21 protein-coding genes and 4 pseudogenes are annotated in these 23323 nt (G+C 69.4%); 12 read left to right on the forward strand and 13 right to left on the reverse strand.

All coding sequences use genetic code 11. The features are described from left to right. Window positions 1-159 precede the first annotated feature (159 nt). Window positions 160-1125, reverse strand: coding sequence for an AraC family transcriptional regulator (locus tag O2W15_RS10780; protein ID WP_269165366.1), 966 nt, complete (start codon window positions 1123-1125; stop codon window positions 160-162). A 168-nt stretch (window positions 1126-1293) separates the two neighbouring features. Between O2W15_RS10780 and O2W15_RS10785 the strand changes: the two genes are divergently transcribed. From O2W15_RS10785 to O2W15_RS10795, 3 genes are all read left to right on the forward strand, one after another. Next, complete coding sequence (locus tag O2W15_RS10785; protein WP_269165365.1) at window positions 1294-2385, forward strand: LLM class flavin-dependent oxidoreductase; 1092 nt, start codon at window positions 1294-1296, stop codon at window positions 2383-2385. Window positions 2386-2510: 125 nt separating this feature from the next. Further along, on the forward strand, window positions 2511-3410 hold the full coding sequence (locus tag O2W15_RS10790; protein ID WP_269179416.1) for an NADP-dependent oxidoreductase: 900 nt from the start codon (window positions 2511-2513) through the stop codon (window positions 3408-3410). 108 nt (window positions 3411-3518) lie between these two features. After that, window positions 3519-4331 carry an oxidoreductase gene (locus tag O2W15_RS10795; protein WP_269179417.1) on the forward strand — a complete coding sequence of 271 codons (813 nt, stop codon included), beginning with the start codon at window positions 3519-3521 and terminating at the stop codon, window positions 4329-4331. On the opposite strand, the gene O2W15_RS10800 is transcribed toward O2W15_RS10795, so the two are convergent. Then, window positions 4295-5254: a transposase gene (locus O2W15_RS10800; protein WP_331253868.1), complete on the reverse strand. Its 960-nt coding sequence runs from the start codon at window positions 5252-5254 to the stop codon at window positions 4295-4297. The two genes, O2W15_RS10795 and O2W15_RS10800, sit on opposite strands and share 37 nt — an antisense overlap. Before the next feature lie 21 nt (window positions 5255-5275). Between O2W15_RS10800 and O2W15_RS10805 the strand changes: the two are divergent. The 3 genes and pseudogenes from O2W15_RS10805 to O2W15_RS10815 all read left to right on the forward strand — a co-directional run. Then, a pseudogene (locus O2W15_RS10805) lies at window positions 5276-5694 on the forward strand (transposase); the annotation flags it as partial. A 138-nt stretch (window positions 5695-5832) separates the two neighbouring features. Continuing rightward, the gene (locus O2W15_RS10810; RefSeq protein ID WP_269179419.1) at window positions 5833-6516 is read left to right on the forward strand and encodes a response regulator transcription factor; all 684 of its coding nucleotides are present in this window, start codon (window positions 5833-5835) and stop codon (window positions 6514-6516) included. A 74-nt stretch (window positions 6517-6590) separates the two neighbouring features. Beyond that, the gene (locus O2W15_RS10815; protein ID WP_269179420.1) at window positions 6591-7964 is read left to right on the forward strand and encodes a HAMP domain-containing sensor histidine kinase; all 1374 of its coding nucleotides are present in this window, start codon (window positions 6591-6593) and stop codon (window positions 7962-7964) included. A gap of 99 nt (window positions 7965-8063) precedes the next feature. On the opposite strand, the pseudogene O2W15_RS10820 reads toward O2W15_RS10815, so the two are convergent. Continuing rightward, window positions 8064-8588, reverse strand: a pseudogene (locus tag O2W15_RS10820) (transposase); the annotation flags it as partial. 154 nt (window positions 8589-8742) lie between these two features. Between O2W15_RS10820 and O2W15_RS10825 the strand changes: the two are divergent. From O2W15_RS10825 to O2W15_RS10835, 3 genes are all read left to right on the forward strand, one after another. Further along, window positions 8743-9975, forward strand: a complete 1233-nt coding sequence (locus O2W15_RS10825) for a monooxygenase (protein WP_269179421.1) — start codon at window positions 8743-8745, stop codon at window positions 9973-9975. Window positions 9976-10164: 189 nt separating this feature from the next. Beyond that, window positions 10165-10671: a QcrA and Rieske domain-containing protein gene (locus O2W15_RS10830; RefSeq protein ID WP_269165357.1), complete on the forward strand. Its 507-nt coding sequence runs from the start codon at window positions 10165-10167 to the stop codon at window positions 10669-10671. Between the two features lie 4 nt (window positions 10672-10675). After that, window positions 10676-11074 carry a hypothetical protein gene (locus O2W15_RS10835; protein ID WP_269165356.1) on the forward strand — a complete coding sequence of 133 codons (399 nt, stop codon included), beginning with the start codon at window positions 10676-10678 and terminating at the stop codon, window positions 11072-11074. 1331 nt (window positions 11075-12405) lie between these two features. Here O2W15_RS10835 and O2W15_RS10840 read toward each other — a convergent pair. The 6 genes from O2W15_RS10840 to O2W15_RS10865 all read right to left on the reverse strand — a co-directional run bounded on the left by O2W15_RS10840 (window position 12406) and on the right by O2W15_RS10865 (window position 17914). Next, window positions 12406-13416, reverse strand: a complete 1011-nt coding sequence (locus O2W15_RS10840; RefSeq protein ID WP_269179422.1) for an NAD(P)H-dependent flavin oxidoreductase — start codon at window positions 13414-13416, stop codon at window positions 12406-12408. Window positions 13417-13741: 325 nt separating this feature from the next. Next, window positions 13742-14044, reverse strand: coding sequence for a nuclear transport factor 2 family protein (locus O2W15_RS10845; protein ID WP_331253871.1), 303 nt, complete (start codon window positions 14042-14044; stop codon window positions 13742-13744). Window positions 14045-14761: 717 nt separating this feature from the next. After that, window positions 14762-15598 (reverse strand): NmrA family NAD(P)-binding protein, encoded by an 837-nt coding sequence (locus tag O2W15_RS10850; protein ID WP_269165355.1) that lies wholly within the window; start codon window positions 15596-15598, stop codon window positions 14762-14764. A gap of 83 nt (window positions 15599-15681) precedes the next feature. Beyond that, complete coding sequence (locus O2W15_RS10855; protein ID WP_269179423.1) at window positions 15682-16092, reverse strand: hypothetical protein; 411 nt, start codon at window positions 16090-16092, stop codon at window positions 15682-15684. 515 nt (window positions 16093-16607) lie between these two features. Further along, the gene (locus O2W15_RS10860) at window positions 16608-17045 is read right to left on the reverse strand and encodes an SRPBCC family protein (protein ID WP_269179424.1); all 438 of its coding nucleotides are present in this window, start codon (window positions 17043-17045) and stop codon (window positions 16608-16610) included. Between the two features lie 362 nt (window positions 17046-17407). Further along, a complete protein-coding gene (locus O2W15_RS10865; RefSeq protein WP_269179425.1) occupies window positions 17408-17914 on the reverse strand; it encodes a MarR family winged helix-turn-helix transcriptional regulator in 507 nt (168 codons plus the stop codon). A gap of 220 nt (window positions 17915-18134) precedes the next feature. Here O2W15_RS10865 and O2W15_RS10870 point away from each other — a divergent pair, with 220 nt between their 5' ends. Continuing rightward, the gene (locus O2W15_RS10870; protein WP_269179426.1) at window positions 18135-19070 is read left to right on the forward strand and encodes an amidohydrolase family protein; all 936 of its coding nucleotides are present in this window, start codon (window positions 18135-18137) and stop codon (window positions 19068-19070) included. Window positions 19071-19127: 57 nt separating this feature from the next. Continuing rightward, window positions 19128-20057 (forward strand): alpha/beta hydrolase family protein, encoded by a 930-nt coding sequence (locus tag O2W15_RS10875; RefSeq protein WP_269179427.1) that lies wholly within the window; start codon window positions 19128-19130, stop codon window positions 20055-20057. Window positions 20058-20174: 117 nt separating this feature from the next. Here O2W15_RS10875 and O2W15_RS10880 read toward each other — a convergent pair. Beyond that, window positions 20175-20444: pseudogene (locus O2W15_RS10880) on the reverse strand (transposase); the annotation flags it as partial. Here O2W15_RS10880 and O2W15_RS10885 point away from each other — a divergent pair. Beyond that, complete coding sequence (locus tag O2W15_RS10885; RefSeq protein WP_269179607.1) at window positions 20404-20550, forward strand: hypothetical protein; 147 nt, start codon at window positions 20404-20406, stop codon at window positions 20548-20550. The pseudogene O2W15_RS10880 and the gene O2W15_RS10885 sit on opposite strands and share 41 nt — an antisense overlap. 186 nt (window positions 20551-20736) lie before the next feature. On the opposite strand, the pseudogene O2W15_RS24005 reads toward O2W15_RS10885, so the two are convergent. The 3 genes and pseudogenes from O2W15_RS24005 to O2W15_RS10895 all read right to left on the reverse strand — a co-directional run. Continuing rightward, window positions 20737-21009, reverse strand: a pseudogene (locus tag O2W15_RS24005) (IS110 family transposase); the annotation flags it as partial. Between the two features lie 252 nt (window positions 21010-21261). Beyond that, window positions 21262-22128 carry an AraC family transcriptional regulator gene (locus O2W15_RS10890; RefSeq protein WP_269179428.1) on the reverse strand — a complete coding sequence of 289 codons (867 nt, stop codon included), beginning with the start codon at window positions 22126-22128 and terminating at the stop codon, window positions 21262-21264. 119 nt (window positions 22129-22247) lie between these two features. Beyond that, complete coding sequence (locus O2W15_RS10895) at window positions 22248-23183, reverse strand: alpha/beta hydrolase family protein (protein ID WP_269165348.1); 936 nt, start codon at window positions 23181-23183, stop codon at window positions 22248-22250. Window positions 23184-23323 lie beyond the last annotated feature (140 nt).

Genomic DNA, 23323 nt, shown 5'->3' on the forward strand with positions numbered 1-23323 from the left:
TGCGCGCAGTCCAGATCACCGAATCGGTGGCCCGAGCTCCTGAACGTCGTCGGCCATCGTCTTCGATGCCGTCCTCGCCTGGAACCGCATGTGAGAGACATGCCCTAGCTGTCACCGACGTCCTGGCTGGGTACAGCTAGAACGGCGGTGGCGTGGCACTCAACATGCGTCACCGAGATCGCCGGCGACGACCCCGGTGCGTCGGTGCCGGTCGCGGAAGCGCCCGGGGGCTTCGTCGTGGGCACGGCTGAAGGCCCGGCTGAACGCGTGCACGGAGGCATAACCCACGGCTCGTGCGATGGACTGCTGCGGTTCGTCGGTATCGCGCAGGCGAGCGGCCGCCAGGTCCATCCGCCAGCGCAGCAGGTAGGCGGTGGGGCTCATGTCCAGGGCGGCGGTGAACCGCCGCGCCAGGGTCGCTCGGGACACTGCGATGCCGGTTGCCAGGTTCTCCGCCGTCCAGGCCCGCTCCGGTGCCTGGTGGATCAACGTCAGGGCGGCGCTCACGACCGGGTCACCCAGCCCAGCCAGCCAGGACCCCGGCTGGGTCGCCGTCTGCGCTGCTGCCCAGGCCCGCAGCGACTGCACGAGCAGCACGTCGATCATCCTGTCCAGCAGGACCGAGGAGGCCATCCCGGGCTCGGTGAGCTCACGGCCCAGGATGCGCACGGTGTCCTGAAGGTGGCCGGCCCCCGCACCCGCTCCCACGTGGACGACGTCGGGTAGCGCGGTGAGCACGCGAGTTCGTGCCCCGGGGTCCTGGAGGTAGTGGACCGTGACGATGCGGGTGTCCACCGGCCCGATCCCCAGCCGGACCACGTCCCCGACCTCGCGGGCTCGAGCAGCGGCGGCACGGTCGCACGATGCCGCGGAGGCCCACGGTCGGCTGGTCAGCTCGTGCACGGTCCCCGGAGGCAGCAGGACGACGTCCCCGGACTCCAGCCGCCGTGGCGGGCGCGAGGAGGTGGTCAGCCACGCGGATCCCTCGGTGACCGCGTGCACCGCCGCTCCGGGGTACCGGTCCAGGCGCACTCCCCAGCTGCCGGCGGCGCCGCTGGCCTCGATGCGGGTGCCGATCGAGCCGGTCACGCCGGCGACCCGCAACAGGTCGGCGAGCAGGTCCACGCAGCAACTGTACGTGCGCCGCGGCGGACGACCGGTGCTGTTCCGGGCCGGGTGAGTCAGACGGGCACGCTGTTGAGCTCGTGGGACAACGACGGCTGCCCTGCCCGTGCCTAGCGTCGACGGTGGTCGCGGAACACCCCGACTGATCGCCGACCATCGGAGCCACACGTGCAGCAGTTGGGGTCTGCGGGACCGACGAACAGGGTTCCGCTGTCCGTCCTGGACTTCGGGCAGCTGTCCGCCGGACAGACCAGCGCCGAGGCCCTGGCTGACACCACGCGGCTCGCCGAGCGCGCCGACGAGCTGGGGTACAAGCGGTTCTGGGTCTCCGAGCACCACGCCACCCCGTGGCTGGCCTCCACCTCCCCCTCGGTGCTCCTCGCCCACCTCGCCGCCCGGACAGCGCGGATCCGGGTCGGCTCCGGCGGTGTCATGCTGTCCAACCACCCACCGCTGGTGGTGGCTGAGCAGTTCGCGCTGTTGGAGGCGCTGCACCCCGGACGCGTGGACCTGGGCCTCGGACGGGCGCCCGGCGCGGACCCGGTGACCGCGGCAGCGCTCCGGCGTTCACCCGCAGGGCTCGGCGGCGAGGACTTCGCCCACCAGGTGGACGAGGTCCAGGCGATGCTCGGGGTGAGGGCACCCGCGCAGGCCGCCCCGTCGCGGGCGCACCACCCGATCAGTCCGACGCCACGCGCCGTCGGCGCACCCGTCATGTGGTTGTTGGGCTCCTCCGTGTACAGCGCCCAGTTGGCCGCTTCGCTGGGCCTGCCGTTCTGTTTCGCCGGACACAACGGCGTACCTGCCGCAGCGGTGGCCGGCGTCCTGGACCTGTACCGGAGCTCGTTCCGCGACGACGTGGACACCGGCGCCCACCCGCATGCCATGGTCAGCGTCAGCGTGCTGGCCGCGCGCACCCAGCACGAGGTCGTGCGACTCGCCCGGCCGGGCCGCCTGCAGCGCTTCGCCGAGCGGACCGGGCGCGCGGTGACACCGTTCCTCAGCCCCCATGACGCCGCCCGGGTCCGGCTGGACCCTGCTGAGGAGCAGGCCATGTTGGCGATGCCCGAAGGCGGTGTCGCCGGAACCCCTGACCGGGTGGTCGGCGTGCTCGAGGACCTCACAGCCGCGACCGGCGCCGACGAGCTCCTCCTCTGCTCCTTCGCGCACGGCGCGGCGACCCGGGTGCAGACCCTGGAGCTCCTCGCCGACGCCTGGGGACTGACGTCGGCACCCCTGCCGCAGGCCATCGCCGGCTGAGCCGGTCGTCACCACCACACGCACTCACCACGTCGACCGCCGGGCGATCCCGCCGCACCTCCCCGTCTCAGGGCGTCGCGGCTCGATCAGCCGTGCAGCGAAACCACCAGAACAGGAGCGCCACAGTGAGATCAGTTCGGTTCCACGAGTTCGGCGGCCCCGAGGTACTGCGCCTCGAGGAGGTGGTCGAACCCCACGCCGGCCCGGGTCAGGTGCGCGTGCGCGTGCACGCCTGCGGCGTCAACCCCGCCGACTGGAAGATCCGCCAGGGCGATCTGGGCGGCGAGCTACCGCAAGGCGTCGGCCTGGAGGTGTCCGGGGTCATCGACGAACTCGGCGCCGGGGTGAGCGACGTGGGCCTGGGCGACCGGGTGTTCGGATCGACGTCCGGCGGCGCCGCCGACAACGCCCTGCTGTCCGACTACGCCCGGGTCCCCGACGGACTGGACCTCGTCCAGGCCGCGGCCCTGCCGGTCGCGGTCGAGACCGCAACCCGCGGCCTGGACCTGCTCGGTGTACGGGCCGGTCACACCCTCGTGATCAACGGTGCGGGTGGCGCTGTGGGCACGGTGGCGACCCAGCTGGCCATCGCCGGCGGAGCGACGGTGATCGCGACGACGAGCGAGGCGAACGCCGCGAGGCTGCGGGGATACGGCGCCGTGACCACGTCCTACGGGAACGGCCTCGTCGAACGCGTCGCCGAGCTCGCCCCCGGGGGTGTGGACCTCGGGTTCGACATGGGGCCGGCGGGGGCGCTGCCCGGGCTGGTGCAGCTCACCGGTGATCCCGGACGCGTGCTGACCATCTCCGACTTCGCGAACGCCGCCGCCAGCGGAGTGCGGACGACCGGGCCCGCCGGGACGACCTTCCGCTGGGACGTCCTGCCGCACGCAGCCAGCCTCGCGGCCCAGGGGGAGCTGGCACTGCCGTTGCAGCAGGTGCTGCCGCTGGAGCAGGTCGCCGAGGCCCAGCGCCTGAGCCAGACCGGCCACCGCAGCGGCAAGCTCGTCCTCCTCGTGGACTGAACCCGCGGCCGGCGACCCGGACGCGGAATTCGCGAAGACCCTCGTCGCCGGCGCTCCACCACCTCCCCGCGCTGTACGCCACCCGTCTCCGACCACGAAGGACCGAACATGACGAACGACTCCCTGACGCACGACTCCCTGACGACGACCTTCCCAGCCATCGACCTCACCGGGGTCAGGTTCCTGGTCACCGGTGGCACCAAGGGGATCGGGGCTGCCATCGCGCTGCACGCCGCGGAGGCCGGTGCGGACGTCGTGGCCGCCGCCCGGTCCGCGGCACCGGGCCTGCTCGGCGTCCGCTTCGTCCAGGCCGACGTCTCCACGCCTGCCGGTGTGGCGGGCCTGATGGCGGAGTCGGCGCAACTCCTGGGCGGCATCGACGTGCTCGTCAACAACGTGGGCAACCCCACGCACACCCCAGCTGCTGCCTGGGAGATGGCGGACGAGGACTGGCTCGGCGATCTGAACATGAACCTGATGACGGCGGTCCGGCTGGACCGCGCCGTCATCCCCTCGATGATCGACCGGGGCAGCGGCGTGATCATCCACATGAGTTCGGTGGTGTCCCGCTTCCCCCCGGCGGGCCTGCTGCCCTACGCCACCGCGAAGGCAGCGCTGAACAACTACAGCAAGGGCTTGTCCAACGAGGTCGCCCGACACGGGATCCGGGTCAACTCCGTGCTGCCCGGCCTGATCGAGACGGACACGATGACCGACCACCTCGCCTTCCTCGCCGAGGCAGACGGCACGGACATCGACACCGCCCGCCAGGCGTTCACGGACGGCTTCTCGGTCCCGATGGGACGGATGGGCCACGCTGACGACGTCGCACGACTCGTGATCTTACTGACCTCCGCGCATGCCCGGTACCTCACGGGCGGCCGTTACGCCGTCGATGGCGGGATGAACCCGGCAAGCTGACCCAGGGGCGTCACCGACGACCCGACCGAGGGCCGCGGGATCGGCGGCATGCCGATCCTGCTGTAGCGGTTGGCGTGGCCGTACGTGGCCGGGTCGGTGCACACCCCCACGGCGCTCACGCCGTTCCAACTGTTGCTGAGGTAGACCGCCGACTCCTCGCACGCCACGTGGCTCCCGGCGGTCAGGTCCGCACCGTCGTGGGCCAGCTGGCTGATGCGGGAGAGCTGCCCGCCGTCTGCGGCGTCCAGCACCCGCCGCCCGGCCTCGGTCAGCTGCGCGAGCAGCGCGGCGGCCCGCTCGGCTTCCTCGCGGGCGCGCTTGGCGCGGGTGAGGGCGTGAGCGGACTGCCCCGGGGTGGCCGCTTCCATCAGGGCGGCGGTCGTGTCGGGGTCCTCGGCGTAGACGGCGACGACCTGGTCGAGCGTGAGGTTGGCGGCCGTGACGGCGGCGGCGGTGGCCTCGTCCAGCCGGGCGACCCCGGCGGCCTTGGCGACCCGCTTGCGGCCCAGCCCGGTGGACGTGGCCACTCGGGCGATGGACTCGCCCAGGGCATGTCTCTCACGTTCTGGCCAGGAGAGGACGGCGGCCAGGACGGCGGCTCCGCGGTAGATGAGTGCGTGCTCGTCGTATCGGGTGGCCAGTCCGCACCACTGCTCGAGCAGGGCGAATGAGCCTTCCACGACGTTGCGCTTCTTGTGGAACCCGCGGTCGTAGCTGATCGGGCGTCCGCCCTCATCGCCGCGGCGTGGGCGGTGAGCTTGTTGGTCGCGGGGTTCGGGGATGACCGCCGCGATCCCGCGGGATCGGAGATGGGCGCGGATGGCCTTGGAGCAGTAGGCCCGATCGCCCAGTATCGCCGTCGGGCGGGTGCGGGGCCTACCCGGTCCAAGCCGGACCACTCGGATGCCCACACCGTCTGTCACGGCCCCAACCGCTCAGGCAGAAGCAACCGCATCGTCGGCTACGCGATCGACGAGCGGATGACCGCCCAGCTGGCCGTCACCGCGCTACGTACGGCGATTGCACGGCGCCAGCCGCGGGGCCTGGTGGTGGTGCACAGCGACCGCGGATCCCAGTTCCGAGCAAGATCCTTCCGCGCCGTTCTGACTGTCGCCGGCCTGCAGGGATCGATGCGAGCGTCGCCTCCGCGGGTGACAACGCCGCCATGGAGTCCTGGCATGCGCTGCTGCAGAAGAACGTTCTGGACCGCTGGCGTTGGCGCACCCGCGACGAGCTCCACGCCGCGATCGTGTTCTGGATCGAGCACACCTACAACCGCCGCCGGCGCCAGCGTGCCCTCGGCAAGCCGGCCCCAGTCGAGTTCGAACTCGCCTTCACCACCCAGGCCGCTATCGCGGCATGATCAGTCCCAACCACGGTCAACCGAAGCTGCAGCAGTCCCCTGCTTTGGTGAGAAGACAGCTGATCCTGGCCTCAGGTTGATCGGAGACCATGAGCGGCACGAGCACCGACTGGGAGGGGGTGGGCCGGCGTGCGGATCATGATCGCGGATGATGACGCGGCGATCCGTGAGTCGCTGGAGCGGGTGCTCCAGGTCGAGGGTTACGACATCAGCACCGTGCCCAACGGTCTCGCGGTGCTCGACGGGGTCGGTGGGGCCGCCGGTGACACGCTGGATCTGCTGATCCTCGACGTGATGATGCCCCGCCTCGGCGGGTTGGAGACCTGCCGGCGGTTGCGGGCCGCGGGTCGGGAGCTGCCGGTGCTGATGCTGACCGCTCGTGACCAGGTCTCCGACCGGGTCGCGGGGCTGGACGCGGGCGCCGACGACTACCTGCCCAAGCCATTCGCCACCGAGGAGTTGCTGGCCCGGGTGCGGGCCCTGCTGCGCCGGCGCACGGCGACCGACGAGGAGTCGCAGATCCTGTCGTTCGCCGACGTCCGGCTCGATCCCGACAGGTTCGAGGCGTGGCGGGGCGGGCGGCCGCTGCGCTTGACCCGGACCGAGTTCTCCCTCCTGCAGGTCCTGATGGGCAACGCGACCCGGGTCCTGACCCGCGACATGCTGTTCGAGGCGATCTGGGGCTTCGACATGAGCGCAACCGCCAACAACCTCCAGGTGTACGTGAGCTACCTGCGCCGCAAGATGGAGGCCGAGGGTGAGCCGCGATTGATCTACACGCTGCGCGGCATGGGGTACACGTTGCGGAAGACTCCTCCGTGAGCGGGCCCGTCGGCCGCGAACCGCGATGGCTGACCGGATGGTGGCGCAGGTGGTCCCTGCGGACCAGGCTGACGGTGATCGCGGCGGCGGCCATCACGGTCAGCGTGTTCCTGGCGTTCCTGGGGGGCGTCGGGCTGCTGTACTGGGAGCTGCAGGACACCGCCGAGAACGAGCTACGCGCCGAGTCCCGCGTGCTGGCGACGAATGCGGAGCGCGGCGGTCTGGCGCAGGTCCAGCTGCCGCCGTACGCCGGATCCGGTCGGCTGGTGCGGGTCATCCTGCCCGACGGCTCCACCCGGACGCCGGCCGGCCAACCCGCGCTGCCCCCGGTCAGCGAGGGCGCCGGGCGCGTGGCGCGTGGCGCACCGGACGACCTGATGGAGGACAACGACGGCGGCGACGACGACTACTACATCTACACGGTGCGGGCGGGCGACGGCGCGGTCCAGGTGGCCCGCGTCGCCGATGAGAGCCCGCTCACCCAGTTCGGGTTGGCCATGCTGCTGACCGGGCTGCTCTGCGTGGTCGGGGGCGCCCTTGTCGGGCGGACCGTGGCGCGGATCGGGCTGGCACCGATCGACCGGCTGACCGCCGCCGCGGTGCGTGTCGCGCACACCCGCGATCTCGACGCCGACGTCCCGGATGAGGGCGGAGGGGAGATCCGGCGGCTGATCCAGTCGATCAACGACATGCTCGCCGCGCTCCGGGACTCCCGGCAGGCCCAGCGGCTGCTCGCCGAGGACGCCGCCCACGAGCTCAAGACCCCGCTCACCAGCCTGCGCATCAACGTCGAGCTGCTGATCCGGCTCGATCGGCGCGGCACCCTGGACAGCGCTCTGCCGGCGCAGAGCCGGACCCGGCTGCTCAACGATCTCGGCGCCCAGGTGACCGAGTTGAGCACCCTTGCCGCCGAGCTGACCGACCTGGCGCGCGGTGACGTCAGCGACGAGAGCGCCGAGCTGCTCGACCTCGCCGACGTGGTGGCGGCCGCCGCGACCCGGGCGCGTTCCCGCAAGCCCGACATCGAGGTCGCGCTCGACGTGACCTCCGTGTGGGTGAGCGGGCGTCCCGCTGCGCTCCAGCGGGCGGTGCTCAACCTCATCGACAACGCCGGCACGTGGTCCCCCGCGGACCAGCCGGTCCAGGTCCGGCTCCGTGCCGAGGGCACGTCGGCGGTGCTCGAGGTCGACGATGCCGGGCCGGGCATCGACGCGGCCGACGTACCGCGGGTGTTCGACCGGTTCTACCGTGCCGACAGCGCCCGGGCGTTGCCGGGATCCGGACTGGGGCTGTCGATCGTCCAGCGGGTCGTCGACGCCCACGGCGGCCGGGCCACCGTCGCCCGCTCCGCACGCGGTGGCGCGCTGCTTCGGGTCGACCTCCCGGCCGCGGCCCCGCCCTCCCCGATCGCGCGGCTCACCGTCGGGGAGGACACCGCGGTGCGCTGACCCGCACCGGCGGCGCGACGCAGGACAAGCCACGGCGGCCCTCGAGCATGGCCCGCGCGGCTCACCGTCGGGGCAGGACACAGTGCGCCGACCCCAGCCGCCTCGAGCGGGCAGCTCGTCGGCGATGAACCGGTAGCCGAACTCCGGGTCGTCGTGGTGGATGTCGATCGCGGCGTTGATCAGATGCGCGTCGTCCCAGTCCTGGTCGGTGACCGGCCGCAACCCAGGCGTAGTACGCCTGCTTGGAGAACCCGAGCACCCGGCAGGTCACCGCGACGGGGATACCGTCCGCGGCCAGGTCAGCGACCAGCGGGTACATCATCTCGGGAGGACGTCCCGGGCGAAGTAGGCCGTCGCCGGCGCAGGATCTCGTTCTCCTGCTCGACCTGCTTGAGCCGTCGACGCAGCTCACGGATCTCATCATCACCGCCGGGCGCCGGGCGCCGGATCAGGCTCACGGCGGCTCGAGGCGCGCGCGTCCCCCCGGTCCGCGACCGCCAACCACCTGCCCAGGCAGGACTCGGAGATCCCGAAGCTGCGGGCGACCTGCGCCCGGGACTGCTGGCCACGACGGGCGACAGCGATCACGTCACGCCGGAACCCCGGCGGGTATGCACCAGGCACGATCCTGATCCTTCCAGCGAGGACCACGTCCTTACAGGCCAGGAGTCAACCGAACCCGGAGCAGTCCCGAGCGTCGCTCTAATGGGTGTCTAAGTTTCGCTCGGTAGGAAGCAGGCCTCAGGTAAGCGGTGCAATCCGCATTAGGAGGCTAGTAATGGCAGTCAACGCAGCGCCGTCCGGTTCAAGGTGGAAGGTCGGGGCGCCCATCATGGCGCTGGCGACGGTGTTCGCTGTCGCCGCCTGCAGTTCGGGTGCGGACAACCCTGCGGCGCCCGCCGCGGCCGACTCGCACAGCGCGCACGGGGACGGGTCGTCGGCTCCACCGCAGCCGCTGCGCGCCGGCGAACGGTTCGTCGAGCTGGAGATGGCCGAGGCCTACACGCCCGCGCCGCCGGAGGGCGCCGTGGACGAGTACCGGTGCCAGGTGCTCGATCCGGGCCTGACCGAGGAGGCGTTCCTGACCGGGACCCAGGTCATTCCGGAGAACGTCGACATCGCGCACCACGGCATCGTGTACGCGGTGCCGGCGGGCGACGCTGCCGCGGTGCGCGAGCACGACGCGAAGACTCCCGGCCTCGGCTGGCAGTGCTTCGGCGGGACCGGCGTGGAGGGCGCCGACGTGGAGGACGACGAGGAGAGCCCCGACCCGGGCGCGGCGTGGGTGGACACCTGGGCGCCGGGCGCCACGGAGACCCTGCTCGACCAGGACGCCGGCTTCAAGCTGGAGCCGGGCAGCCTGATCGTCTTCCAGATGCACTACAACCTGCTCGCGACCGACGGCGAGCCGGCCGGGTCGGACCGCTCGGCGGTGCGGCTGCGGCTGACGGACGGCACGCCGCAGACCCGGGAGCTCGAGACGTGGTCGCTCGACGCGCCGATCGACCTGCCCTGTGCCGCCGACGAGTCGGGTCCGCTCTGTGACCGGGCGGCCTCGATCGCGGACGTGACCGAGCGTTTCGGGCCGGAGGTCGGCGAATTCGCGGACGAGCAGGTGGAGGAGTGCAACGAGAGCGGCGTGCCGGAGCCCGGTGACACCCAGACCTGTGACCACGAGGTGGAGGAGCCGGTGACGGTGTTCGCCGGTTTCGGTCACATGCACATGCACGGGCGGTCCATGAAGGTCGAACTCAACCCGGGCACGCCGGAGGCCAAGGTCCTGCTGAACGTGCCGCAGTTCGACTTCGACAACCAGCGGATGCTGAAGCTGCCGGAGCCGGTGGAGGTCGATCCGGGGGACACGCTGCGGGTGACGTGTACGCACGACGCGGGGTTGCGCAAGCAGGTGCCGCAGCTGAGCACGTTGCCGCCGCGCTACGTCGTGTGGGGCGACGGCACCGCCGACGAGATGTGCATTGGGATCATGACGGTCTCCCCCCGCGAGTCCTGACGCCGCGTCGGACGTGTGTGGGCTCACTGAGGTCAACAAGCCGAAGATCAGCTCTGAGCTCACACACGTCCGCACCGAACTCCACGATCTCGCGTCGTGGCAAACAGGCCGAAGTTGCGGTGGACTTCCGCGACCTCCGCCTCGTGACAACTGGTGACCGCTCGTCCCGACTCGCGCACGGAGGTGCAGATGTCCTCGCTGCTGGATGCCCCGAACACACTGGACCCGAACAACCACAAGCACGCATCGAACTGCGTCGGCTGTCTCGATCGCCGGCAGATGCTGAAGCGGGCCGGACTGGTCACCGCCGGCGTTGCCGCAGCCGGCGTGCTCGCCGCGTGCGGTAGTGGTGGTGGTTCGACGAACGACGACACCCCGAGCGAGAACACCGGCGGCGGGTCCGGAGCGCTCGCCAAGGTCTCTGACGTCCCCGAGGGCGGCGCGCTCTCCGTCAAGGACGCCGACGGGAAGGAGCTCCTCCTGACGCAGGCGTCCGCAGGGACGATCGTCGCGCTCTCGGCGATCTGCACGCACCAGGGCTGCACGGTCAAGGGTGACGGCGGCGAGCTCGTCTGCCCGTGCCACGGCTCGGTGTTCGACCTGTCCGGCGCGAACGTCTCGGGCCCTGCTCCGAAACCGCTGTCCGAGGTGGACGTGCACGTCGTCAATGGTGAAGTCCTCGCAGGGAAGACCTGAACCAGTGGAGCTACATCGCGGGCGGCAGGCGACGTCCGACGTGCTGCGCGCCCTCTTGTGCGCGTGCCTCATGCTGTCCGCGGTCGTCCACCTCGACCTGTGGGCGACCGGCATGAGGTCGGTCGACATCGTCGGTCCGGCGTTCCTGCTCAACGGCATCGGCGGGATCGTGCTCGGCGTGCTCGTGCTGGTGTGGCGGCACTGGCTGCCGCTGCTCGGGGCGATCGGGTTCGGCGTCGCGACGCTGGGTGCGTTCATCCTCGCGACGACGCCCAGCGGTTTCTTCGAGGTCCACTCACGGTGGTCGGGCATCCCGGAGTGGCTGGCGGCGATCTCGGAGATCGGGGTGATCGCACTCGGCATCGTCACGATCGTCGTCGAACGGCGCCCGGCGAGGGCCTAGAAGTCAGTCGTCGCCGAGCAGCCGGCGCTCGTTCGCCGCGGCCACCTGCGCCGGCGTCCAGTCCTCGGTGCCGACGGCCTGCGACCGACCGACAAGCCAGGCCCGTGTGGGCGCATGCGGACTTCATCGCGCCTGCTAGGGGCAGACTCACCTCGCTGGACTCTGAGGCACAGCCCCCGTTCTCCCGCCGAGTCATCGACGTAGCCGGCCGAGTCTTCATCGCTGCGGGCGAGACTGACCGGAACAACCTGTTAACGGACTGACCACTACCCGGCCTTCACAGGCCGCGGTCGGGAAGAGCGACTAGCGGAAAACGGTCGTGTCGCTCTGCATGACCAGGAAGGGGTTCCGCAATTGCGGCCCACAACCACCCTTCAACGGACGGCCCGATACCCAACCTTTCCCGGACTTCGCTGAGCCAGTTCCCGGACATGCTCAAGACGGGCGCCCGCCTTGCCATGTGAACGTCGCTGGTCCTCTGCGACCAACCGGCCAGCGAACCACACGGCCATGTGCAGCTACCGGGACCAGACAGGCCGCCCTTCCTCCTAGCCCCCACCGTTGCTGCAAGTCGCCCGTGTATCGCCGTGAGCAGACGCAGGTGATGTTCCAGGAGCGATGGTCGGTGACCATCTGCTCGGGCAGCTGCCGAACCTGACTGTGTCACCCAAAGAACATCACCGTCGTCCGTGGCAAGCAGCACCTCGTGCGCGCCGGGGTCGGCCACGAAGCGACGAAGGAGCTCATGGTTCCGCGGCTCAGCCCGGAGAGCCCACCGGGTATCGAACTCCGTCTGCCCTGCTACGACCCGCTCCGGGTCACGGACTCCACTGAGGTGTCGCCGCAATGTCGAACGCCAGCGCACCCACCTGACCTGCTCGACCGGTCAGGACATTCCGTGGCTCATGCTCACCGCCGAACTCCAAGGGGGCAGCTCAATCAGCTCGGCAACGACCGGGGGTGTCGGAGTCCCAGCCTCCATAGAGACCCAGCCGTGCTCACGTGCTCACGTGCTCACGTGCCCACGCGAGCACCCCAGGACGATCGGACTGGCCAGCAAACACCTTGTCGGCGTATCCGAAGGCATGACCGCGGCCAAACCCAGACCCAGATGTCTACCCCTCCGGTTCTTCGCGCTGCGTCGCCGTAGAAGGGATGCTCACCGTCGGACGGCCCTTGGGGCATCACGGCATGCCCGTCCACGGGGGCATGTGCGGCCGGCGGCGGGCACCGACGGTTGCTGGACCGGACGCCTGCCCGCTCCACCGAACGTCTCGTCCTGTGCTGGGGTGCGGGCCGCCCCTGACCGGATCGAGTTCACGCCCGGCCAGTCATGTCCGAGACACAGCGGACGCGGTGCCCGCCGGGTTCTCGAGCAGTCCGGTGAGCCGGACTCCGATGAGTCTCTCGGCCTCGACCATGATCCGGCTGATCAGCTCCTGCACTGTGGGGATGTCGTTGATCAGGCCGACGACCATGCCACAGCTCCACGCCCCGGCGTCCACCTCGCCGTCGATCATCACCTTGGGGTAAACGCCGGCGACCTGGTCGACGATGTCCTCGATGGTGAGGGCGTCTCCCCTCTCCCGCTCGATCTCGAGCAGCCGAGTCACGCTGGCGTTGTCGAGGACCCGCTCGGTGTTCCGGAGCGGCCGCATGATCAGCCGGGTGTCGAACTCGTTCGCTGCCAGCAGGGCTGCCTTGACCCTCGGGTGCACAGGCGCATCCTGGGTGGCGACGAACCGGGTACCCATGTTCATCCCGTCGGCGCCCAGCGCGAGAGCGGCGACCAGGCTGCGCCCGTCGGCCATGCCGCCCGAGGCGACGAACGGGATCCTCAGCGCCTCCGCCGCTCGGGGGAGCAAGACCATGTTCGGGATGTCGTCCTCGCCGGGATGGCCGCCGCACTCGAAGCCGTCGACGCTGACCGCGTCGCAGCCGATGCGCTGGGCCTTCACCGCGTGCCGCACCGACGTGCACTTGTGGAAGACGGTCATCCCAGCCTGCTTGAGCGCCGGCATGTGCGCCGCTGGGTTGCGCCCGGCGGTTTCGACGATCGTGACGCCGCCTTCGGCTATGGCCTGGATGTACTCCAGATACGGCGGCTCGCGGAAACTGGGCAGGAACGTCAGGTTCACCCCGAACGGCTTGTCGGTCATCTCGCGGCACCGCGCGATCTCTGCTGCGAGCAACTCCGGGGTCCGCTGCGTGAGCCCGGTGATGACGCCGAGTCCCCCTGCGTTGGAGACGGCGGAGGCAAGCTCGGCGAGACCGACGTAGTGCATGCCTCCCTGGATGATCGGGTGCTCGATGCCGAACAACTCTGTGATCCTCGTGCGCATGACGCTCCTGTTGCGTTGGGCGACGGCCACCTGTGTGACTCCGACGGCGCGTCGACGGGAGCCGGACTCCCCCAACCACGGGGCATCACCGGCGTGTCTCTGCTGACTCCTCACGAGAGCGACGTCGCCACTCGTCCGGGGAGTTCATGGGCCTTGCGGCCTTGACCGAGGGCAGATGAACGGCGTCGACCGGTCTTCCGGGGGTCGACGCCGTCACCGCGTCGGCGCGGGCGACCGTGGCACGACGACTCCCGATCGGTGCGACCCAGCTCGGATGTCGAGCATCGAGCGCCGCCGCGGGCAGGCTTCTGACGGTGTCGGTCCGCTACTCCGAGCTCGCGAAGCGCTCCGCTACCCAGCCCCGGTCGATAGGCGTAACCGCCTGGACATCCAGGGTCAGGCTGGTGTAGCGCCAGTCCTCGCCGGATCTGACGTAGTGGTCGTCGTAGCGGCCCATCAGCCACACAGCGACGCCATCGAGGGTCATCGGCTGCCACAGGTACCAGGTGCCGGTGCCGGTAGCGGACTGGGCATCCGGAGCGACGTGGACGTTGCCGGCGACGGTGTAGTGCATCGCCCAGGCGACCCGATCGGGGGCGCGGCTGAAGAACTCCTCGATCTCGGCCAGCCGACAACCTCGAGTCCAGCTTCCACGCCCTCACCGACGCTGAGCGCTCTTCCTTGGGCGAGTACGCCGAGCACCGCGTCCCCTTCGGCGGCTTCGACCTCAACGACCGCCCAACGTCAGCCGTGGCGACCGACCGGCTAGACCCGGATGCAGTCTCGACCAAGTTCTGCCGCCCGGCTGGGCCGCCTTGCCCGCCTGTCTGAGTGACCAGTTGTGCAGCCTGGTGGGTTGAAGCTCGCCTCCTGCCGTGGTCGCTCCAACGCACCGCCCGCTCAACCAGTCACCGGGCGCCCTACTCGACGCGACCATGCTCATGTACCCCAGCGGCAGGTGCGGCTGATCGGTGCGCCGAAATAGGGTCGGCATGCTTCAGCATCGCGCAGCAGCTGGTGGGCCAATGCTGGACTCAAGATCGGGGAGCGCTAGAACGGCGGACTCATCGTCCTGGCGCGACTGTTCAGCCTGCCGCTGAGAGGACGTGCACGTGACCGTGGTCCGCGGCGACGTTGTCCAGCAGATGCGAGTTCCTGGCTGGTGATGACCCCGTGGGTGCTGTTCTGCGCGTAGCTGCTTCTGGCCGGGACCCGAGACGCACCAGCAGTTCCTCGGCCACCGCAGACTTCGGCTGGCCACCAGCTTCCCTCACCGACGCTGATGCGGGCAGCACAACGAGCCAGCTCCTGTTCTGGCGACCGCAGACAACGGGCCAGCGACCGGTCAACGCCGCCAGGCCCCACTAGCCGCAGCCCGGACTGCATACTCCTCGAAGGAGCGGGGCGACCGACCGAGCACTGCGCTGACGTCCTCGGTTGTTTGAGCGATGACCCCGCGGGCCATCATCACGAACATCTCTGAGACGTGGTGTGCCACTTCTAGAGGCAGTCCCCCTTGAGTCAGGGCGTCGGTGTACTCCTGCGGAGAGATTTGTCGGTAGGTCATCGGTAGCCCCGATGCCACTGATACGACCTCGACGGCTTCAGCGAACGTCAACGCCCGCGGCCCGGTGAGTTCGTAGATGCGCCCGTCATGCCGCCCGGGTTCCATCAGCACGGCGGTCGCCACGTCGGCGACGTCTTCTAGGTCGATGAACGGCTCTGGTACTGAACCGGCTGGCAGCGCCAGCTCCCCTTGCACTAGGGGTGCGTGCCAGAGTTCCTCGTCGAAGTTCTGGTTGAAGTTCGCCGCACGTAGGACGGTCCATTCGAGGTTCGATGCCCGCACGGCGTCTTCGGCCGAGAGCATGTCCCTCCCGAAAGCGGTGTCGCCCCAGACGTCGGCGCCGTGCCCGGACTGCAATACCAAGCGCTGCACGCCTGTCGCGATGGCTCGGGCAACCAACTGGTGCACTGGGCCGGGCACAGCTGGAGGCACGACGTAGACCGCGTCGGCACCGCGTAGCGCGGCATCCCAACCGCCCGGGTTGGACCAGTCGAAGGGGGTGGGGCTGGTCCGCGAGGCGGCGCGAACGGTCAGTCCCCGCATCCGCAACCGCGGAGTGATACGTCTGCCGGCCTTGCCTGTCGCGCCCAGGACCAAAACGGTGGTATCGCTCATGCTTCTAGTCAACAACCAGGCGCCGGATACGGCCAGGAGTCCGAATACGGCTTGGAGTAAGGCTGCGTTGCTGGCTGGGCAAGCTAGCGCCTCCGGGCGCTGGCCCTCGGCAGTTCGGTGCCTGCGGCGGATCGCTCCCCGCGAGGGGCGCCCAGGCTGATTCGCTGCCCGGGGGTTAGCTTTGGTCGCTTCGAGTTCGGCTCGAAGAGCCCAACCTTCACAATGACCTTCGGGCCGCCGTCATCTGGGCGGACGACGTCCATCATCTTGCCTCTGTTATAGCGAAACACATCGCCAGTGCGCTTGCCGCCGGAGTTCGGCAGCTCAGCAGTCTGTCGGTAGTGGAACTCGAGGGCGGCGATCTCGTCAGCGCTGAGGATCTCGCCCGGATGGACGACGACAGCATCAGTTTCGACATTTTGTTCATCGGGGACCGCGTCTTCCGCAGGTCCTCGGTCCCAGACAGGTACTGCGAGTTGCATGGCGAGCTTCATCTCAAGCTCGGCGCGAGCATGGGCGTCTCGCCAGCGCTTCGTCTCACCTGGCAGACGGAACGGGCCCCACCGTGAGACACGGAGGTTTGGTTGGTCCGCTCACGAGACCTCCTACGAGCTGCCGTTGAGCATCGAGTATGCCGCTGCGACACCAGTGAGCACTGCTGCTGCCAGTTGCAGCCACAGGACGACGCCACAGTGACCCGGTCTTCATGAGGCGCCACCCGCGACGCTGAAGAGCTCACCGGCATGGGATGACGCGCACTACCTGTCCAACCACCAGATCGCCGAACCGCTGTTCGTCAGCCCCCTGACGGTCCGCGCACACACACCGAGCGATGACGAAACAAGGAGCGCGACCGGACCCGCCTCGTCGTCTTCATCTGGTCATGACGGCTGGACGAAGCTCGCTTCCCCGCCCGGTGGCTAGTGCGACTGAGCAGCAACTGATCGGGCCGGGCCGAGTGCACCGCCGCGGAGATGCAGTCAGCAAGATCTCGGGTCACAGGCGCGGTTCAGCGCGCCGACGAGTAGGACGCCAGACCGTCCGCCATCTTCTGCATCACCGCGCGCATGATGCGACGCATCAGCCACCGGGTGCCCCAGCGAGCGGTGTAGCTGCCTGACCACCGGATGACTGTCCCCCCGGAGGACGTCTCGTCCAGTTCGATCACCGCGGCGTAGTCGGAGATGAAGGCATTGCGCGCTCCCTCGTAGGCGAAACGCCGGGGAGGGTCGAGAGCGGTGATGCGCTCGATCGTGACGACCTTGCCGGTGCGGAAGGCTCGGGTGGCGCCGACGCCGTCCCGGCCATCGGGTGCCAGCCCCTCGGATCGGTCGAGGACCAGCTCATCGACGGTCGACCATGCGGGCCAGCTGGCCGAGGCGAGCAACAGCGACCACAACTCAGGGCGCGGGGCCGACGACACTGCTCGTGCGGCATAGGCAAGCATCACGATGCTCCTTACAGGGGCATAGGCGACTACGAGAAGGCTCATCAGTCACGGACCTGACCCTGACCCCCATCTCGCCAGGATCCTATGTTGAGAGGTATCGAGCTCGGATGGACTTCGGCTCCTCGCAGGAGGTGATGACGCCTGAAGGCGGCGCACGCGAGGCCTCTTGCAGGCCGGTCAACAGCTGACCGGCCCACAACCTTCGACCGGGATCCACGGCCCGGATCGACGAGCATCTGACGTGGACCCGCCGCCGATCTCGTCACTTCGCTTTGCTGCGCACCCCCAGAACGTGGCTCGGCGCTTGGTCGGCGAATCTCCACCTGGCCTGCACGTGTATGGGTCGACGGGCGCTGCGATTAGCAGCTGGGGGCCGCAGACTCACCCGACTGAACGGCGACCTCCTGCGCGTCTCGCGCCAGGCGGGCCATCACACTCCGCAACACGTCGGCCGCTTCCGCTGTGAGGTTGGCCAGGAGCTCCGACTCGGCGTCCTGGACCTGCTCACGCGCTCGTTGCAACGCCCGGAAACCATTCGCCGTGATGGTCACCTGACGGGCTCGTCGGTCCAGCGGGTCGGGACGGCGGACCACCATCCCGGCCTTCTCGAGGTCGTCGACCAGGTACGTCATGACGGTCTTGTCGATGCCGAGACGCCGCGCCAGCGCCAGCTGTGACCGAGGCGGACCATCAGCCACCGCGCAGAGGAGGTGGTAGCCGCGCGGCCCGGCGGGCAACTGCTCGACGGCGGCCATGGCGAGCCGACGGTAGCTGCGGGACACGACACCGATCGCCCAGCCCAGGTCACGATCCAGCGCATCGACGTCACTCGACTCGACGTTTGACGACGGCTGCCCGATGTCCATGCGGCGAGATTACTCCTGCACACCAATGATCCGTGTCACGTTTGCTTGCCACTAGGGATCGTCTGTACTGCAGACTGTCTGCATGGATGAGGAAGACGCGGGTCTTGAGCCCGGCCCCGGCACGTCCGCTGGTCGGGTGGTGGGTGTCGAGGAGCACGCCTGGACTCCCGAGTTGCGCGATGCCCTCCTCCGGTTCGGCGGCGACGACACCGTCAACCTGATGAGCAGCCGTGGAGACATCAACCGGGCTCTGCTCGACGTCGGCGAGGAGCGGTTGGCCCGCATGGACGCCGCGGGTGTGGCGATGGAGGTTCTGTCCGTCACGACCCCTGGGACGCAGCCCCTGCCCGCCGTCGAGGCGGCGCCCTTGGCCCGGGAGGCGAACGACTTCCTCGCCGACGCGGTGCGTCGACACCCCGACCGATTCGCCGCCTTCGCCACCTTGCCCACCCCCGACGCGACCGCGGCCGCCGACGAGCTGCGTCGGGCCGTCACCGAACTCGGCCATGTAGGCGCGATGCTCTTCCCCCGGACCGGCGACGTCTTCCTCGACGACGACCGGTTCCGGCCGATCTTCGAGGCGGCGGCGGAACTGCGCGTGCCGCTCTACATCCACCCAGCGTTGCCGCCCCGCCAGTTGCGCACCATCGCCTACGGCGGCTTCGACCAATGGACGTCCATGATCCTGGGCACCGGCGGCTGGGGCTGGCACGCCGAGGCCGGGCTGGCCACCCTGCGCCTGATCCTGTCCGGCACGTTCGACCGGCACCCGGACCTGCAGGTCGTCCTCGGCCACTGGGGCGAGATGCTCGTCCCCTTCGCTGACCGCGCCGACCTCCTCAGCGGTGCCGCGCGGCACTTGGAACGGCGGGTCCTGGACTACATCACCGGCAACGTGCACGTCACCGCCGGCGGCGTCTTCAGCCACCGAATGCTCCGACAGGCAGTCGACGTGCTCGGCGCTGACCGGGTGATGTTCGGCCAGGACGACCCCTACGGCCGCACCACCGGCACGGCAGGCGAGGACTCCCGCGGCCGCTTCAGCGGCAGCAACGGAGCTCGGATCTTCGTCCAGACCGCGCCGCTGAGCCCCGAGGACCGCACCAAGCTCGCGCACGCCAACGCCGAGCGGCTGTTCCGGCTGCCGACCGCCTGAACCTTCCCCGACCACCCCTCACACCGTCCCCCAGCCCCTGGAGAGAAGGAAGCTGTCATGACCAGCACCAACCGCGACGCCCTCGACGGCGGCGTTCCCGTCGTCTCGGTGAAGCCCGTCGCGCTGCCCGCCCCCGGTCGCGGTGCAGACCTGGAGGTGCGGATCTCCGCACCCGTCACCGGCAGCGACCTGCCGGTGGTCCTCTTCTCCCACGGGTTCGGTTCGTCCTTGGACGGCTACGGCCCGCTGACCGACTACTGGGCCGCCCACGGCTTCGTCGTCGTCCAGGCCACCTACCTGGACTCCCGGCGCATCGGCGTCCCCGCGGACGACCCGCGCGCCGCTGAGCTCTGGCGCCACCGCATCCAGGACGCCAAGCGCATCCTCGACCACCTCCCGACGCTCGAGGCCGCCGTCCCCGGCCTGCCCGGGCGGATGGACTCGACCCGCATCGCAGCCGCCGGCCACTCCTTCGGCGGCCAGACCACCGCCGCACTCCTCGGGTTGCGCGTCCTGGCCCCAGCCGGCGACGGCGAGGACATGTCCGACGCCCGGGTCTCGGCCGGCATCCTGCTCGGCACCGCCGGGGTCGGGGGCGAGCACCTCAAGCCGGGCATCATCGACACGCTGCCCTGGCTGAACGTCACCTTCGAGCACATGACCGCGCCAGCACTCGTCGTCGCCGGCGACCGCGACCAGTCGTTCCTCACCGTCCGGGGCCCCGACTGGTCAGCAGACCCCTACACCCTCAGCCCCGGCCCCAAGGCCCTGCTCACCCTCACCGACGCGGAGCACTCCCTCGGGGGTATCCCCGGCTACGACGCGAAGGAGACCACCGACGAGCACCCGGCGCGGGTCGCACTGCTCCAGCGCATCACCCTCGCCTACCTCCGCGACACCCTCGGCGTAGACACCACGCAGTGGCCAACGGCCATCGCCTCCCTCTCCGGCGAAGGCGCGGCGCTCGCCAGGATCCAGCAGAAGTAGCCCCGACTGAGTCACGGCCTGTGCCCGTTGATCTGACGACGGGCACAGGCCCTGGTGCAGGCGGCTGAGGGTCACGGTGTGCAGGGCACGGTTGAGTTGGCGGTCCCCGGAGCGGTTGAGCCGGTAGCGGACGGTCTTGCCCGAGGACGCCGGGATGGGGGCGGTGCCGGCGAGCATGGCGAACGCCGCGTCGTTGCGGCAGCGGCCGGGGTGGGACCAGGCTGTGAGCACGGTGGCGGCCACGATCGGTCCAACTCCGGTCAACTCGAGCAGGTCTGACCGCCAGGAGCGGACGATGGTGCGGATGGCCTTTTCGTGGCCGAGTGCCTCGGCCTCGAGGAAGCGGATGCGGTCGGCCAGGTCGTGGAGCACGGTCAGCCCGATCACCTCGATGTCGCCGGTGCTGGCGCCGGGGCGCAGTCTGGCGGCGGTGGTGATCATCGCGCGGGTGTTCTGGCCGCGGAAGCGGGCGCCACCTGCTCAGCGGCGGTGATGACCATCGCCAGCAGTTGCCGCTGGCTGGTGCTGGTGGCCTCCACGGCGGCCGGGCGGTCAGGCGCATCTGCAGTGCCGCGCGCTCGGCGCCGGTCTTGGGTTGGGCCAGCCGGGTGCGGGCCAGCGCGTCGCGCTCGGCGTCGATCGGATCGGACTTGGCCCCGGCCCGCCGTGCCGGTCGCTTGGGCCGGTCCAGCTCGACCACCATCTCCCCGCCGGCGGCCAGATGGCGGGCCAGGCCGGCGCCGTAGCCACCGGCGCCCTCCATCGCCCACGCCCGAAGCCCCGAGTGCTGCTCGGCCAGGGCGACCAACTCGGCATAGCCGTCCGGGTCGGCGGTGACCGTCGCCCTGGCCAGCACGCCACCGGTGCGGGCGTCGAGGACTGCGGCGGTGTGGGTCTGGCTGTGGGTGTCGACGCCGATGACGACCTCGACCAGCTCTGCCAGCATGGACATGCGTTCTCTCCTCACCAGATGGGACGCAGCAGGTCCCGGTCCGGTGCGGAGATGGCAGGACTGTGATGAGGCACGTCAGCAGCCACTGGCGGTCAAGCTCCTGATCAGGCCAACGTCTCTGGCCGGGCCGGTGCCGGCAGCAGCAAACGGACAAGTCGAGCGAAAGGCACGAAGCCAGTCAGACGAAGGGTCACACCCACTGCTGCCAGCCGTCAGCCCATCACCGATAGACCGACCCGGCCAGCCTCACAGTCAGCCGAAGCGCCTGGCGTCGACGACCGGAGCCGAGCCGAATTCGCGCTTGTAGTCCCGACTGAACTGCGACGGGCTGACATACCCGACCGCGGCTGATATTCGCACCAGGTTGTCTGACCTCGCGACTATGAGCCGTCGCGCTTCGTGTAACCGCAGCATCTTGTGATAACGACCGGGGGACGTTCCGGTCACGGACTTGAAGCCGCGGTGGAACGACGTGACGCTCATTGCGGCTCGACTGGCCAGTTCATCGATTCTGACGGGTTCTTCCAGGTGATCACGCATCCACTCGGTGACCTGGCCGATCCGGGCCAGTAAGGAATCGGCTTGGATGAGCTGGGTCAAGCTGGCTCCTCCCGGGCTTGACAACACCCGGTAGAGAATCTCTCTCTTGACCGCGTCCGCCAGCACGCGCGCATCGGTCGGAACGTCCATCAGCTGCAGCAGCCTCAGCGCTGGCTCGAGCACCGCGGCGGGCAGGGGCCCGACGGTCAGGGCTTCCGCGTCATCACGTGAGCCGGATGGCATCTCCGCGGCGACGGCGGCGAGCACCTGTCGATCCAGAGCGATCTCCATGGACAGGTACGGCTCGTCCTCGGATGCCCTCGTCACCTGCACCAGGGCGGGCAGGTCCAAACCCATCAGAACGAGCTCACCACCACCGTAGGTGATCTCCCGGTCACCGAGCATCAATCGCTTGGCTCCCTGCACGACGAGGTAAAGCGTCGGCTGGAAGAGCACACGAGCCGGGACGCTGGGCGTGCGGACCGCGTGAAGAGTCACCCCGGGGATTGCGGCCCTGCCTTCCGGATCATCGGCCGCCGCTGCGATGCGTCGGCGCATCTCTGCATACAGCCCTGCCATCCCTCTCCCGCTCTCTTCTCCCACCTCAGTCGAGCACACCTCGACTGGCGACTCCTCCCGGGATCGCCCGGAGGAGGCGCCGTGACAGGGACCATGCAGGCCTTGCACCTGCGAAGCCACTACTTCATGAACGTGTCGAACCACTCGAGGACACGTTCTGGGTGCCGCTGGAACCACTTGTACCCGTCCCACCGCCGGGGGGTGTCCTCGATCCAGAACATGTCCTTCTCCGTCGCCCCCAGGGCGGCGTAGGCGTCTTCCAGATCGGCGGGACGAGTGATCGTGTCGCCATGAACCCCGTAGGTCAACGTCGGCATGGTGACCGACGGCGCCCACCTGCTCACGGTTCCACCGACCAGTCGCTCGCCGGTGATCAGGTGGAACCGCCGATCGACCTCGTCTGCGTGCTCGCCGAGACCGGAGGCGTCCAGCACTGTCTCCAGGAAGGCGAGCGGCGACAGCAGGAGCGGGGCCACGAGACACTTCACGTCCCTGAAGGCGTGCGGGTCTTCGTCGATGGCCCGGAACGTCGCATTGGCGCCCATGCACCGGGCGAGGATGCCGAGCGTCATACCTGCCAGGTCCGGGCGCATACGGATGTAGTTCAACGTACCGATGACGTCACGCGCTTCGAATCGGTTGTTCGATGCGAGGTTCCCGTTCGCCGCGCTGGTGAGGCCGTGATTGCGGAAGTCAAAGGTGAGCACGTTGTAGCCGGCGTCGTGCAGGATCTTGTAGTCCTGGATGAAGTCCACCTCAGTGTCGTTGCCGGGTCCGAAGGCCGACTTCCACGGCTCAATGTGCGCCGGAAATCCATAACGGTTCATACCGAAGGCGTGCAGGGAGACGATCAACTTCGTTGATCCCTCACACGGGATGAACCAGGCTTCCAGCGGAGTCCCGTCAGAAGACGGGTAGGAGATGTCCTGATAGGCGATCCCTGCATCCGCCGGGTTCCGTAGCACCGGAGACCGCGAGGAGTGTGCGAGACCAGTCACGAAAGGGTCGAGGACGGTTGCGAGGTCCTGAACGTCAACAACGGTCTGATCGGTCACGATTGAACTTCCTCATCATTCGTTCGACAGAGCGATCATTGGATCGAGACGAACGTATGTGGGAAGGACAGCTGAGTGGATACCACTCAGAGCCATGTACTTGCCAGATCCTGCCAGACGTCGGGGACGACCACCGGCTC

The organism is Modestobacter sp. VKM Ac-2979, from assembly GCF_026967995.1.
Classification (GTDB): Bacteria; Actinomycetota; Actinomycetes; order Mycobacteriales; family Geodermatophilaceae; genus Modestobacter.